This window comes from Streptomyces sp. NBC_00775, assembly GCF_036347135.1.
Classification (GTDB): Bacteria; Actinomycetota; Actinomycetes; order Streptomycetales; family Streptomycetaceae; genus Streptomyces; species Streptomyces lutosisoli.
Genome location: NZ_CP108938.1, coordinates 3,427,084 through 3,439,864, shown reverse-complemented (window position 1 = coordinate 3,439,864; position 12,781 = coordinate 3,427,084). Strand labels below are relative to the sequence as shown.

The 12,781-nt window shown below is 69.6% G+C and carries 9 protein-coding genes, 1 tRNA gene and 1 pseudogene; 8 read left to right on the top strand and 3 right to left on the bottom strand.

Annotation, left to right across the window (positions count from 1 at the left end; translation table 11 throughout):
- Positions 1-63: 63 nt before the first annotated feature.
- Positions 64-306: pseudogene (locus tag OIC96_RS15245) on the bottom strand (hypothetical protein); the annotation flags it as partial.
- Between the two features lie 132 nt (positions 307-438).
- Here OIC96_RS15245 and OIC96_RS15240 point away from each other — a divergent pair.
- On the top strand, positions 439-822 hold the full coding sequence (locus OIC96_RS15240; RefSeq protein WP_330307312.1) for a VOC family protein: 384 nt from the start codon (positions 439-441) through the stop codon (positions 820-822).
- 288 nt (positions 823-1,110) lie between these two features.
- Here OIC96_RS15240 and OIC96_RS15235 read toward each other — a convergent pair whose 3' ends face one another.
- Positions 1,111-2,130 (bottom strand): DUF6215 domain-containing protein, encoded by a 1,020-nt coding sequence (locus tag OIC96_RS15235; protein WP_330307313.1) that lies wholly within the window; start codon positions 2,128-2,130, stop codon positions 1,111-1,113.
- Positions 2,131-2,506: 376 nt separating this feature from the next.
- Positions 2,507-2,578: transfer RNA gene (locus OIC96_RS15230), tRNA-Arg, on the bottom strand.
- Positions 2,579-2,848: 270 nt separating this feature from the next.
- Here OIC96_RS15230 and OIC96_RS15225 point away from each other — a divergent pair.
- The 7 genes from OIC96_RS15225 to rho all read left to right on the top strand — a co-directional run bounded on the left by OIC96_RS15225 (position 2,849) and on the right by rho (position 12,599).
- A complete protein-coding gene (locus OIC96_RS15225) occupies positions 2,849-3,358 on the top strand; it encodes a response regulator (protein WP_330307314.1) in 510 nt (169 codons plus the stop codon).
- Between the two features lie 467 nt (positions 3,359-3,825).
- Positions 3,826-4,833 carry an ArgS-related anticodon-binding protein NrtL gene (gene nrtL / locus OIC96_RS15220; protein ID WP_330307315.1) on the top strand — a complete coding sequence of 336 codons (1,008 nt, stop codon included), beginning with the start codon at positions 3,826-3,828 and terminating at the stop codon, positions 4,831-4,833.
- A gap of 7 nt (positions 4,834-4,840) precedes the next feature.
- On the top strand, positions 4,841-6,232 hold the full coding sequence (gene lysA / locus OIC96_RS15215; RefSeq protein WP_330307316.1) for a diaminopimelate decarboxylase: 1,392 nt from the start codon (positions 4,841-4,843) through the stop codon (positions 6,230-6,232).
- A gap of 210 nt (positions 6,233-6,442) precedes the next feature.
- Positions 6,443-7,735 (top strand): homoserine dehydrogenase, encoded by a 1,293-nt coding sequence (locus OIC96_RS15210; RefSeq protein ID WP_330307317.1) that lies wholly within the window; start codon positions 6,443-6,445, stop codon positions 7,733-7,735.
- Between the two features lie 6 nt (positions 7,736-7,741).
- Positions 7,742-8,800: a threonine synthase gene (gene thrC / locus OIC96_RS15205; RefSeq protein WP_330307318.1), complete on the top strand. Its 1,059-nt coding sequence runs from the start codon at positions 7,742-7,744 to the stop codon at positions 8,798-8,800.
- Between the two features lie 443 nt (positions 8,801-9,243).
- Entirely contained in the window at positions 9,244-10,173 is a 930-nt protein-coding gene (gene thrB, locus OIC96_RS15200) for a homoserine kinase (RefSeq protein ID WP_330307319.1), read from the top strand.
- Positions 10,174-10,562: 389 nt separating this feature from the next.
- Entirely contained in the window at positions 10,563-12,599 is a 2,037-nt protein-coding gene (gene rho, locus OIC96_RS15195) for a transcription termination factor Rho (protein WP_330307320.1), read from the top strand.
- The last annotated feature ends 182 nt before the right edge of the window (positions 12,600-12,781 follow it).

The window sequence follows — 12,781 nt, the reverse complement described above, 5'->3', positions numbered from 1 at the left end:
CGACTCCTGCGGCGCGAGCAACTCTTGCGGCGCGAGCGACTCTGTCAGCGCGCCCGCCAGAAGCGGCCGGTAGTCGGGCAGGTCGACGAGGTTGATGTCCTGCGTGATCTCGGCGCGGTACGCCGGCGCGTCCTCCAGTGCGACGGTGAGATCGAACCGCACCGGTACGTCGCTCGACTCACCCCCGATGGCCTCCATGCTCTCGATCATCGCGAGAGCCGTACGCGGCACGACGGCCGTCTCCCGGGCACGCCGCGGCATACCGGCGAGGAAGAAGGGCAGTCCGTAGACGACGGGCAGGCCCAGAGGGCGTTTCGGACGGCTCTTGAAGCCGTCCGACGGCTGTCACCCATGGCCCAGGCGCGACTGTCGGCGCCTCAAGAGACACTCCTCCCGGCCGACGATCGACTCCCGGGTTGCCTACGTACACTGACGGGCATGGCATGCCGTATCAGTGAGTTGGTCATCGACTGCGCCGACCCCGAACGGCTCGCCGCATTCTGGAGCGAGGTCCTCGGCTACGTCGAACTCGGCCGGGAGGACGACGGAAGCATCGAGATCGGCTCGCCCGACGCCGGCTTCGGCGGCCCGCAGCCCACCCTCGTCCTCAGCCCCAGCACCGACCCGCGGGCCGGGAAGCTCCCCCTGCACATCGACGTCAACGCCACCGACCGCGACCAGGACGCCGAGCTGGAACGGCTGCTCGCCCTCGGCGCCAGGCCCGCCGACGTCGGCCAGACAGGCACCGAGAGCTGGCACTGCCTGGCGGACCCGGAAGGCAACGAATTCTGCCTCCTGCGCACCCGGCTCCAGCCCCTCTGACCTCGTGCGACCGCCCCTGCTGGAGGACGGCTCCGGGCCAGGGCAACGATGGACGTCGGCAGGGCAAGTAGCGCCGAGGGCAGCCACCGTCACGCAGGTGACGGGGGGCGGCAGCCCGGCAAACCAGTCACTCGGCCGCGGGCCACCGCAGGTTGGGACTGGCAGTGCCCTTTCGCCGTAGGCCGGGCGCTGAGCCGACGAGAATGAGCCACGCATCCCGTCACAAGACTGATGCCGTCGCCGGCGGCGCGACTGGGCCGATCTTTTCGCCGAGATGTTTTCGGCGTCTCATCGGACAGATCGTTCGGGGATCCTCGGAAGAACCTTCTCGGCGATGTTGAGGAGAACGCTGTCGTTCGGGAGGGCTCCGGACGTGCTCCACACGGTGATGTCGCAGTAGCCGCCTCGGTCCTTACGGTCCAGGGCCACGGTCAGCGTCCTGGCCAGGGGGCCTTGTTCGACCGGTCCGCCGGATCCGCCACTCCCGAGATCGATCTCGAGCTTCATGGTGTGATCCGAGGAGAGGACCGCGGGCCGACCGAGAACCTTGAGCGTCTTGATGTCCGTCTCGTCCCCGAACTTCATCAGCTTCACGTACTGGTCGGTCGTCAGCCCGTTGTAAGTGGCCGAGACATTCACGGTGTACGTGTCGAACGCGACCTCGGCCTCCGGTTGGGCGACCTTCCCATCCGTCAGAGGAGCGGTGTTGTTGGTGCCGGAAGCAGTGGTCGCGGTCTCTCCAGGCGTTCCAAGGAGCGTGGCCAGGTCTGGCCGGTTGAGCGCCTTGCACAACTTTTCACCGGTCACAGGCCGGGGCGTGTCCTTGTAGGCCTTCGGAAGCTTCTCGTGTTCCCCGCTCGAACACGAGGCGGGCTGCGGGGTGTTGTCGTCGGACGGCATGAAGCGTGGGCCCAACCACAGCGCGGCCGCGAGTGCCCCGAACAGGGCCACGGCCGCGAAGGCCTGGCGCCATGGGTTGTGCTCCTTCTCCGGAGTGTCCGGCCTGGGACGCGGCCCGGTTCCGGCCTGGGGCTGGGGCTGGGGCTGGGGCTGGGCGGCAGCATCGACTGCCGCCCCGCCCGCGGAGGCTGCTGCCGGACTCGGGTTCCGGCGTGCGCGCAGGGCCCGGACCACCGCGTGGACGCGTATCGCGGTGAACACGAGGAACACCACGCCGAGACCGGCCGCGACCCGATCGTGATCGCGGACGGCGAGATACATGATGCGTACGCCGAGAACCGACCCGACCGCGATGAGCAGGGGCTCGCGGACCCAGAACGGCAGGAGACGGAGGAGGAAACCGAGCATCCGGCGATCTCACCAGGACAAGATCACATGCGCCATGATGGAAGCCACAGTTCCGGGCACGTGCAGGACTGCCGAAGCAAGAGACGCCAAGCCGACGATCCCGAGATCGGCTATCGGGCCGACAGCGGGTGCAAGGGCTGAGCCAAAACCGCCTGATGTTCTGGACCACTCCACTGCCCTGAGCTCGGACACCCACGGCACGCCCGTGGCCCGCCGCCGTCCGCTACCGGCCTTCAGGTTCCTGAAAACCATTCGCTGCTCACTCGCGATCAGTGCGTAACAACGACAAAGAGCCGAACCCAGTAGGACTGGGTCCGGCTCTCAATGTCTGGCACTTTGGCTGGTCAGCGGAGTGATCGCGCTGGTCCGGCTTCTGTGCCCCCGGCAGGATTCGAACCTGCGCACACGGCTCCGGAGGCCGTTGCTCTATCCCCTGAGCTACGGGGGCGTGTCGGGCGCGGTGTTCGCGGCGACGGGTAGAACCCTACCAGCTCTTTCAGGGGTGATTGCCACGGGTTTTGGTGCGGGGAGGGGTGGGTCGTGGGGAGCGTGTAGGGGGCCGTCCCGGACGGCGGGCGGGCGCCCCGCACAAGGTGGAACGGCCGTCTCGCGCGGGTCGGGCAGGGCGCGCCGTCCACGGCGGACCGGGTACCGCGTAGCGGGCGGACCGGGCGCCCCCCACGGGGTGGAAGTGGGGAAAAGCCGGACGCGGCGGTAGGTGCGGACCTACTCTCGAGTTGTGCCAGGCGCGTCCGGTCGGGTGCTTGTTGTGGACGACAACAAGGTCATCCGGCAGCTGATCAGGGTCAACCTCGAACTGGAGGGTCTCGAGGTCGTGACCGCGGCCGATGGTGCCGAGTGCCTGGATGTCGTGCATCAGGTGCGACCCGATGTCGTGACGCTCGATGTCGTCATGCCTCGGCTGGACGGGCTGCGGACCGCTGCCCGGCTCCGTGCCGATCCCCGGACCCGGAATCTTCCCCTCGCCATCGTGAGCGCCTGCACTCAGTACGAGGTCGAGAGCGGGCTCGATGTGGGTGTCGACGCCTTTCTCGCCAAGCCTTTCGAACCTGCCGAACTCGTCCGGCTCGTCAGGCAGTTGATGGAGCGGCAAGGGCGTGGCGGCAACGCGGGGGGCGGTGAGGGCGGCTCGCCGTCGTTCGAGAGTGCCTTCGGGGCCACCACCGAGGTCGAGGAAGCCGAGCGCGCAGGCCGCGCCAGCCACTGACCGGCCGCGTCGGCGCTGACCGTCCTTGCCGGGTCACTGACCCGGCCCGACCATCCTCGCCGGGTCACTGACCCGGCCTGACTGTCCTCGCCGGGTCACTGACCCGGCCGCGCCAGCCACGGAGAAGCACGACGGTCACCGAGAAGCACGACGGTCACCGAGAAGTACCAAGGTCACCGAGACTCCGCCCGCCAACCCCCTGCCTGGCCCCGCCGACTAACCCCCTGCCCGGCCCCGCCCGCCATCCCCCTCTGCCCAGCCCGGCCCCGCAACGCCCGCAGGCCCGCCCCCCCACCGGCCAGTCGCCCCTCGCCCCTCGCCCCCCCCCGGCCACGCGCGCCCCCACCCATTCGCCACCCCAGCTGCCACCCCCCACCCCAGCTCCCACCGCCACCCCCCCGTCCACATCCCGGACCCTCCCCAAATCGACTCGCCTACCCACCCCCCTCCTCCCCTACGCTTGTCCCGTGACCCCCGTCGAGCTCTCCCGTACCGTGCTGCGCGCGGTGCGTCGTGCTGTCGATGACGGGGAGCTGAGTGTCGCTGTGCCCGCGCGTGCCGTGGTGACGTCGCCGGGGCCGGGTGGGTGTGGGGATTACGCCACGAACATCGCCCTCCAGCTGGCGCGGCCGGCCGGGCGGGCGCCCCTCCAGGTCGCCGAGATCCTGCGGCCGCACCTCAGTGGCGCCGCCGGGGTCGCGGACGTCGCGATCACCGGGCCCGGCTTCCTGAACATCAGCCTCGGCGCCGGAGCACCCGCCGCACTCGCGCACCACGTCCTGACGCAAGGCGCTCGGTACGGGCACAGTGACGTCCTCGCCGGGCAGGTCGTCGAGCTGCGCGTGCCGTACGACGCCCGTGCCGAGGTCGTCGCCGACACCCTCGTACGGATCGTCGCCACCCAGGGCGGCCGTGCCGAGGTGCGGCACGCCGAGCCGGTGAATCTGCGGCCCGTGCCGGCGCCGGAGGACCCCGCGCCCCTTGGTCCCGACGCCGCCCGCTGGGCCCTGCTCCACCCCGCACCCCACGACCGGCCCCGGACCACCGCCGAACACCTCGTCCAGCGCGAGAGCAACCCTCTCTTCCGCGTCCGGTACGCCCACGCCCGCACCCGGGCCCTCAGCCGCAACGCCGCCGCACTCGGATACGTCAGCGACCCCAGTCACGTATCCCATGAGTCTCGGGAACCTGAGTCTCAGGAGCTTGAGTCTCAGGAACACGATCTCCTTGCCGCCCTCGGCGACTACCCCCACGCCCTCCGCATCGCCGCGAGCCACCACACCCCCGACCGGCTCGCCCGGCATCTCGTCGTCACCGCCGACGCCCTCCTCGCCTTTCAGCACACCGTGCTGCCGCTCGGCGACGAGAAACCCTCGGCCGCCCACCGCGCCCGGCTCGCGCTCGCCGAAGCCGCCGGGACGGTGCTGGCCGGCGGCCTGTCCCTGCTCGGCATCAGTGCCCCTGACTATCTGTGAGAGAAGAATGAGCCGTTCCGCACACCCCGCCGGGCCCCGTCACGCCGATGTCCTCCACGAGGGCCACTACTCCGCGCCGCCCGCCGACCTCAATGCCCTTGATCCGAAGGTCTGGGCGCACACCGTCAGCCGTACGGGGGAGGGAGTCGTCAGCGTCGGGGGGATCGAAGTGACGCGGCTCGCCGAGGAGTTCGGCACTCCCGCCTACTTCGTCGACGAGGCCGACTTCCGGGCCCGCGCCCGTGCCTGGCGTACCGCCTTCGGGCACGACGCCGATGTCTTCTACGCCGGTAAGGCCTTCCTCTCGCGGGCCATCGTGCGGTGGCTGCACGAGGAAGGGCTCAATCTGGACGTGTGTTCCGGTGGCGAGCTCTCCACCGCCCTGTCCGCCGGTATGCCCGCCGACCGCATCGCCTTCCACGGCAACAACAAGTCGGAAACCGAAATTCGTACGGCCATCGAGGCCGGCGTCGGGCGTATCGTCCTCGACTCCTTCCAGGAGATCGTGCGCGTCGCCCACATCGCCCAGTCCCTCGGCAAGCGGCAGCGGGTGCAGATCCGCGTGACGGTCGGCGTCGAGGCGCACACCCACGAGTTCATCGCCACCGCGCACGAGGACCAGAAGTTCGGGATCGCCCTCGCCGACGGGCAGGCCGCCGAGGCCGTGCGGCGGGCGCTCGCCCTCGACGGGCTCGAACTCATCGGGATCCACAGCCACATCGGGTCGCAGATCTTCGACATGGCGGGCTTCGAAGTCGCCGCCCGGCGTGTTGTGTCGCTGCTCGCCGCCGTTCGTGACGAGCACGGTGTCGAACTGCCCGAGATCGACCTCGGTGGCGGTCTCGGCATCGCCTACACCAGCGAGGACGACCCGCGTGAGCCGCACGAGATCGCCAAGGCGCTGGGCGAGATCGTGACGCGCGAGTGCGAGGCCGCCAAGCTGCGGACGCCTCGTATCTCCGTCGAGCCGGGGCGCGCCATCGTCGGACCGACCGCCTTCACGCTCTACGAGGTCGGCACCATCAAGCCGCTCGACGGGCTGCGGACGTACGTCTCCGTGGACGGGGGCATGTCGGACAACATCCGCACCGCGCTGTACGACGCCGAGTACAGCGTCGCGCTCGTGTCGCGTACGAGCGAGGCCGAGCCCATGCTCGTCCGCGTCGTCGGCAAGCACTGCGAGAGCGGCGACATCGTGGTCAAGGACGCGTTCCTGCCCGCCGACCTGGCCCCGGGCGACCTCATCGCCGTCCCGGCCACCGGTGCGTACTGCCGCTCCATGGCCAGCAACTACAACCACGCGCTGCGACCGCCGGTCGTCGCCGTGAACGACGGCGAGGCACGGGTGATCGTCCGCCGTGAGACGGAGGAGGACCTTCTGCGTCTCGATGTCGGTTAACCGATAGGCCATGCCCCGAGTCATTCCATGGGCCAACCTATGGAAGCCATGGAAGTCATGGAAGTCATGGAATGACTCGGGTGGAAGATCTCCTGCGTCCGGCTACCAGAATAATGAAATAGATGTCTCACGATCCGGACGAAGGATAGAAACTCCCGTCCGGTGAGTGAGACTGGTCCAACCGAAGACGGTATGAGGAAACGAGGTCGGATGATGCGTACGCGTCCGCTGAAGGTGGCGCTGCTGGGCTGTGGGGTTGTCGGCTCAGAGGTGGCGCGCATCATGACGACGCACGCCGACGACCTCGCGGCCAGGATCGGCGCCCCGGTCGAGCTGGCCGGTGTCGCCGTGCGGCGGCCCTCCAAGGTCCGCGAGGGCATCCCGGCCGACCTCGTCACCACCGACGCCACCGCGCTCGTCAAACGCGGCGACATCGACGTGGTCGTCGAGGTCATCGGCGGCATCGAGCCCGCCCGTACGCTCATCACCACCGCCTTCGCGCACGGCGCCTCCGTCGTCTCCGCCAACAAGGCGCTCCTCGCCCAGGACGGCGCGGCCCTGCACGCCGCCGCCGAGGAGCACGGCAAGGACCTCTACTACGAGGCCGCCGTCGCCGGCGCCATCCCGCTGATCCGGCCGCTGCGCGAGTCCCTCGCCGGCGACAAGATCAACCGGGTGATGGGCATCGTCAACGGGACGACCAACTTCATCCTCGACAAGATGGACTCCACCGGCGCCGGGTATCAGGAGGCCCTCGACGAGGCCACCGCCCTGGGGTACGCCGAGGCCGACCCGACCGCCGACGTCGAAGGCTTCGACGCCGCCGCCAAGGCCGCCATCCTCGCCGGAATCGCCTTCCACACGCGCGTGCGCCTCGACGACGTCTACCGCGAGGGCATGACCGAGGTCACCGCCGCCGACTTCGCCTCGGCGAAGGAGATGGGCTGCACCATCAAGCTGCTCGCCATCTGTGAGCGGGCCGCGGACGGGGGCTCGGTCACCGCGCGCGTGCACCCGGCCATGATTCCGCTGAGCCACCCGCTCGCCTCCGTGCGCGGCGCGTACAACGCCGTGTTCGTCGAGTCGGACGCCTCCGGGCAGCTCATGTTCTACGGGCCGGGCGCCGGCGGCGCTCCCACCGCCTCCGCCGTCCTCGGCGACCTCGTGGCCGTCTGCCGCAACAAGCTCAGCGGCACGACCGGGCCCGGCGAGTCGGCGTACGCCGCCCTGCCCGTCTCGTCCATGGGCGAGGTCGTCACGCGCTACCACATCAGCCTTGATGTGGCGGACAAACCGGGTGTTCTCGCCCAGGTGGCCACCGTCTTCGCCGAGCACGGTGTGTCCATCGATACGGTTCGTCAGCAGGGGAAGGCCGGCGAGGCCTCTCTCGTCGTCGTCACCCATCGAGCGTCCGACGCGTCCCTGAACGGGACCGTGGAGGCGCTGCGCAGCCTCGACACCGTGCGGGGTGTCGCCAGCATCATGCGGGTTGAAGGAGAGTAACCAGCAATGACCCACCAGTGGCGCGGAATCATCGAGGAGTACCGGGACCGGCTGCCGGTGTCCGACAGCACGCCGGTCGTGACACTCCGCGAGGGCGGTACGCCGCTCGTGCCCGCGCAGGTGCTCTCCGAGCGCACGGGCTGCGAGGTCCACCTCAAGGTGGAGGGCGCGAACCCCACCGGGTCCTTCAAGGACCGCGGTATGACCATGGCCATCAGCAAGGCCAAGGAGGAGGGCGCGAAGGCGGTCATCTGCGCCTCCACCGGCAACACGTCCGCCTCCGCCGCCGCGTACGCGGTGCGGGCCGGCATGGTTTCGGCCGTCCTCGTCCCGCGGGGCAAGATCGCGCTCGGCAAGATGGGCCAGGCGCTCATCCACGGCGCGAAGATCCTCCAGGTCGACGGCAACTTCGACGACTGTCTGACGCTGGCGCGCGCGCTGTCCGACAACTACCCGGTGGCGCTGGTCAATTCGGTCAACCCGGTGCGCATCGAGGGCCAGAAGACCGCCGCGTTCGAGATCGTGGACATGCTCGGCGACGCGCCCGACATCCACGTCCTGCCGGTGGGCAACGCGGGCAACATCACCGCGTACTGGAAGGGCTACACGGAGTACGCCGCCGACGGCATCGCCACGCGGACCCCGCGCATGTGGGGCTTCCAGGCCTCCGGCTCCGCGCCCATCGTGCGCGGCGAGATCGTCAAGGACCCGTCGACCATCGCCACCGCGATCCGCATCGGCAACCCGGCCTCGTGGAAGTTCGCGCTGGCCGCGCGGGACGAGTCGGGCGGCCTCATCGACGAGGTGACGGACCGTGAGATCCTGCGCGCCTACCGGCTGTTGGCCGCGCAGGAGGGCGTCTTCGTCGAGCCCGCCTCGGCCGCTTCCGTCGCCGGTCTCCTCAAGGCCGCCGAGCAGGGCAAGGTCGACCCGGGCCAGACGATCGTCTGCACGGTGACCGGCAACGGCCTCAAGGACCCCGACTGGGCCGTCGCGGGCGCCCCGCAGCCCGTCACGGTCCCCGTGGACGCGGCGACGGCGGCGGAGCGGCTCGGTCTGGCGTAAAGCCGTCGGAAAGCTGTTGGAAATCCGCCAGGACCGGACCACACGCGGCCCGGCTCTGGCGGAAAGCCGCCTGGCGGGAATCCGCCAGAGGCAGCCGGACACGGTCACAGACAGGCGGAAACCGCCAGGAGCCGACGGCGAAAAGCGCCCGAAGCCGACGGAAACCGCCTGACGCGGGGCCCACCCCTACGGCAACCCGACAGGGGGTGCACGGGGGGCTTACGACACGCATCGTGCGCCTCCTGTGCGCCCTATGTCGCCACAGAACCTTCCTTCGATAGGCTGTACCGAACCCGCCCGCCGCATATGCCGCGGTGCCGCGCCGTCATTACGGCCTCCGGGTCTTCGTACGCATCGCAGTTCATCTCATCGAGTTCATCGAAGTTCATCGCAGTTCATCGAAAATCTCGTACATCACGCAGCTCAAGGAGAGTCTTCGAGCGATGGCCGGTCCAGCGTTCCGCGCCGCCGCCGTCCGGGTGCGCGTCCCCGCCACCAGCGCCAATCTCGGGCCGGGCTTCGACGCCTTCGGCCTGTCACTGGGGCTGTACGACGACGTGGTCGTCCGGGTGGCCGACTCCGGGCTGCACATCGACATCGCAGGTGAGGGCAGTGAAACGCTGCCCCGCGACGAGAGTCATCTCCTCGTACGCTCCCTGCGCACCGCCTTCGACCTGCTGGGCGGACAGCCGCGCGGCCTCGAGATCGTCTGCGCCAACCGCATCCCGCACGGACGGGGCCTCGGCTCCTCGTCGGCCGCCATCTGCGCCGGAATCGTCGCAGCGCGCGCCGTGACCATAGGCGGGGACAGCAAGCTCGACGACACCGCGCTCCTGGAGCTCGCCACCGAGATCGAGGGACACCCCGACAATGTCGCGGCCTGTCTTCTCGGCGGTTTCACGCTCTCCTGGATGGAGGCCGGCGCCGCGCGGGCGATCAGGATGGATCCCGCCGATTCCATCGTTCCGGTGGTTTTCGTACCGGGGAAGCCGGTTCTCACCGAGACCGCGCGCGGACTGCTGCCGCGCACCGTGCCGCATGTCGACGCCGCCGCCAACGCGGGCCGCGCCGCACTGCTCGTCGAGGCCCTGACCCGGCGCCCCGAGCTGCTGCTGCCCGCCACCGAGGACCGGCTGCACCAGGAATACCGCGCCCCGGCGATGCCCGAGAGTGCGGCCCTTGTGGAGCGGCTGCGTGCCGACGGCATCCCCGCGGTGATCTCCGGTGCGGGCCCCACGGTGCTCGCCCTGGCGGACCCGGCTTCCGCCGACAAAGTGGCCGATCTCGCAGGTCAGGGGTGGGCTGCCAACCGGCTGGACCTCGACGCCCAGGGGGCGTGCGTGCTGCCGCTCGCACCCGTCGGGGTCAATTAAGCGCGCACGGTTGCCGGATTTGGAGAGGGGGAATGTTTGTTGGATCCGGTAGTGTTAACCTCAAGTCTGCACCCGACCCCACCATGGCGAGGTGCTTCGCGTCCCCGTCCGGGACAACCATTCTTCCGGGAGCCTCCCAAACTGCTTTGTGCGATGCATTGGGCGCTACGCGCTGAGCAGTGCTGAGCACGGCTCCGGAACCGGCGTGATCGAGCCGATGACACCGCAATTCAGTGCCTCGGTTCCGGAATCGTCATCACCAGTTATGTCTTCCGCCGTTTTGGCGGACAACCGCCCCGGCACGGTCCATACAAAGAGGACCAAATCCGGACAGCACAACCGGTCGCCGAGCCAGACAGGCCGACGTCCGCTCCAGGGAAGGACCCTTCGTGAGCGACACCACCGATCTGATGGGCGCACGTGTCGAGGAGACCGCTGCCGCGCCCGCCACGGACGCCTCCGCGCCTGCCACCGGTGCCGGGTCCCGGCGGCGCCGCGGTACCGGCCTCGAGGGCATGGTGCTGGCCGAGCTGCAGCAGGTCGCATCCGGCCTCGGCATCAGGGGCACCGCGCGTATGCGCAAGAGCCAGCTGATCGAGGTCATCAAGGAGGCGCAGGCGGGCGGTGGCGCCCCGGCCAAGGCCGAGACCGCCACCGAGACCAAGCCGAAGCGCCGGACCACCTCGAAGGCTCGTACGGGTGACGAGGCCGCGGCCCCGGCCGAGAAGAAGGCCGCCGCGAAGCCCGCCGCCGAGACGGCCGTGGCCCAGCAGCAGATCGAGATTCCCGGCCAGCCCGCCAGCGAAGACGCCCCCGCGGGCGAGCGTCGCCGTCGTCGGGCCGTCGCCGAGGCCGGCAGCCCCGAGACGGTCACCGCCGAGGCGAAGAGCGAGCCGAAGGCCGAGACGCCGGTCCAGGCGCAGGGCGACGCCGAGGGTGACGGCCGTCAGGGCCGCCGTGACCGTCGTGACCGCGACCGGGGCGGCCGTGACCGCGACCGCCGCGGTGGCAAGGGCGACGAGCAGCAGGGCGGCCAGGGTGGCGGCCAGCAGGGCGGCCAGCAGGGCGGCCAGCAGCGTCAGGAGCGCCAGGACCGTCAGCAGCAGGGTGGCGGCCGTCAGGACCGCCAGGACCGTCAGCAGCGTGACAACGGCCCGCAGGACGACTTCGACGACGAGGGCGGCCGTCGTGGCCGCCGCGGGCGTTACCGCGACCGTCGTGGCCGTCGTGGCCGTGACGAGTTCGGTGCCGCCGGTGCGGGCGAGCCGCAGCTCGCCGACGACGACGTCCTGATCCCCGTCGCGGGCATCCTCGACATCCTCGACAACTACGCGTTCATCCGGACGTCGGGCTACCTGCCCGGTCCGAACGACGTGTACGTCTCCCTCGCCCAGGTCCGCAAGAACGGTCTGCGCAAGGGCGACCACGTCACCGGCGCGGTCCGGCAGCCGAAGGACGGCGAGCGCCGCGAGAAGTTCAACGCGCTGGTCCGCCTCGACTCCCAGAACGGCATGGCGCCCGAATCCGGGCGTGGACGCCCGGAGTTCAACAAGCTGACGCCGCTGTACCCGCAGGACCGGCTCCGTCTGGAGACCGACCCGGGCGTGCTGACCACCCGCATCATCGACCTCGTCGCGCCGATCGGTAAGGGCCAGCGCGGTCTGATCGTGGCCCCGCCGAAGACCGGCAAGACCATGATCATGCAGGCGATCGCCAACGCGATCACGCACAACAACCCCGAGTGCCACCTGATGGTCGTCCTGGTCGACGAGCGTCCGGAAGAGGTCACCGACATGCAGCGGTCGGTCAAGGGCGAGGTCATCTCCTCGACCTTCGACCGCCCGGCCGAGGACCACACCACGGTCGCCGAGCTCGCCATCGAGCGTGCCAAGCGCCTCGTGGAGCTGGGCCACGACGTCGTCGTCCTGCTCGACTCGATCACGCGTCTGGGCCGTGCGTACAACCTCGCCGCCCCGGCCTCCGGCCGCATCCTGTCCGGTGGTGTCGACTCGACCGCGCTGTACCCGCCGAAGCGCTTCTTCGGTGCCGCGCGCAACATCGAGGACGGCGGTTCGCTGACCATCCTCGCGACCGCGCTCGTCGACACCGGGTCCCGCATGGACGAGGTCATCTTCGAGGAGTTCAAGGGCACCGGCAACGCGGAGCTCAAGCTCGACCGGAAGCTCGCCGACAAGCGCATCTTCCCGGCGGTGGACGTCGACGCGTCCGGCACCCGCAAGGAAGAGATCCTGCTCGGCAGCGACGAGCTCGCCGTCACCTGGAAGCTGCGTCGTGTGCTGCACGCGCTCGACCAGCAGCAGGCGATCGAGCTGCTCCTCGACAAGATGAAGCAGACGAAGTCGAACGCCGAGTTCCTGCTCCAGATCCAGAAGACGACTCCGGGTCAGGGCAACGGCAACGACTGACGTCAGCCGGGCAAGAAACACAAAGGGCCGCCCCCGTCACGCACGTGACGGGGGCGGCCCTTTGTGCTGTCCGGGACAGGTGTACGATCGCGGTTCTTTGAAGCTTCTCATCATTCTCGAAGCTTCCTCGAATCTTTGAAGTTCTTTCGAATTCGCCTGTCTCTGGGGGGACTTGAGTGGAT

What these genes read in the sequence shown, in the direction of transcription:
- OIC96_RS15240 (WP_330307312.1), top strand. Translation starts at nt 439, where the DNA reads ATGGCATGCCGTATCAGTGAGTTGGTCATCGACTGCGCCGACCCCGAA.
- OIC96_RS15235 (WP_330307313.1), bottom strand. Translation starts at nt 2,130, where the DNA reads ATGCTCGGTTTCCTCCTCCGTCTCCTGCCGTTCTGGGTCCGCGAGCCC.
- lysA (WP_330307316.1), top strand. Translation starts at nt 4,841, where the DNA reads ATGAGCCGTTCCGCACACCCCGCCGGGCCCCGTCACGCCGATGTCCTC.
- OIC96_RS15210 (WP_330307317.1), top strand. Translation starts at nt 6,443, where the DNA reads ATGATGCGTACGCGTCCGCTGAAGGTGGCGCTGCTGGGCTGTGGGGTT.
- thrC (WP_330307318.1), top strand. Translation starts at nt 7,742, where the DNA reads ATGACCCACCAGTGGCGCGGAATCATCGAGGAGTACCGGGACCGGCTG.
- thrB (WP_330307319.1), top strand. Translation starts at nt 9,244, where the DNA reads ATGGCCGGTCCAGCGTTCCGCGCCGCCGCCGTCCGGGTGCGCGTCCCC.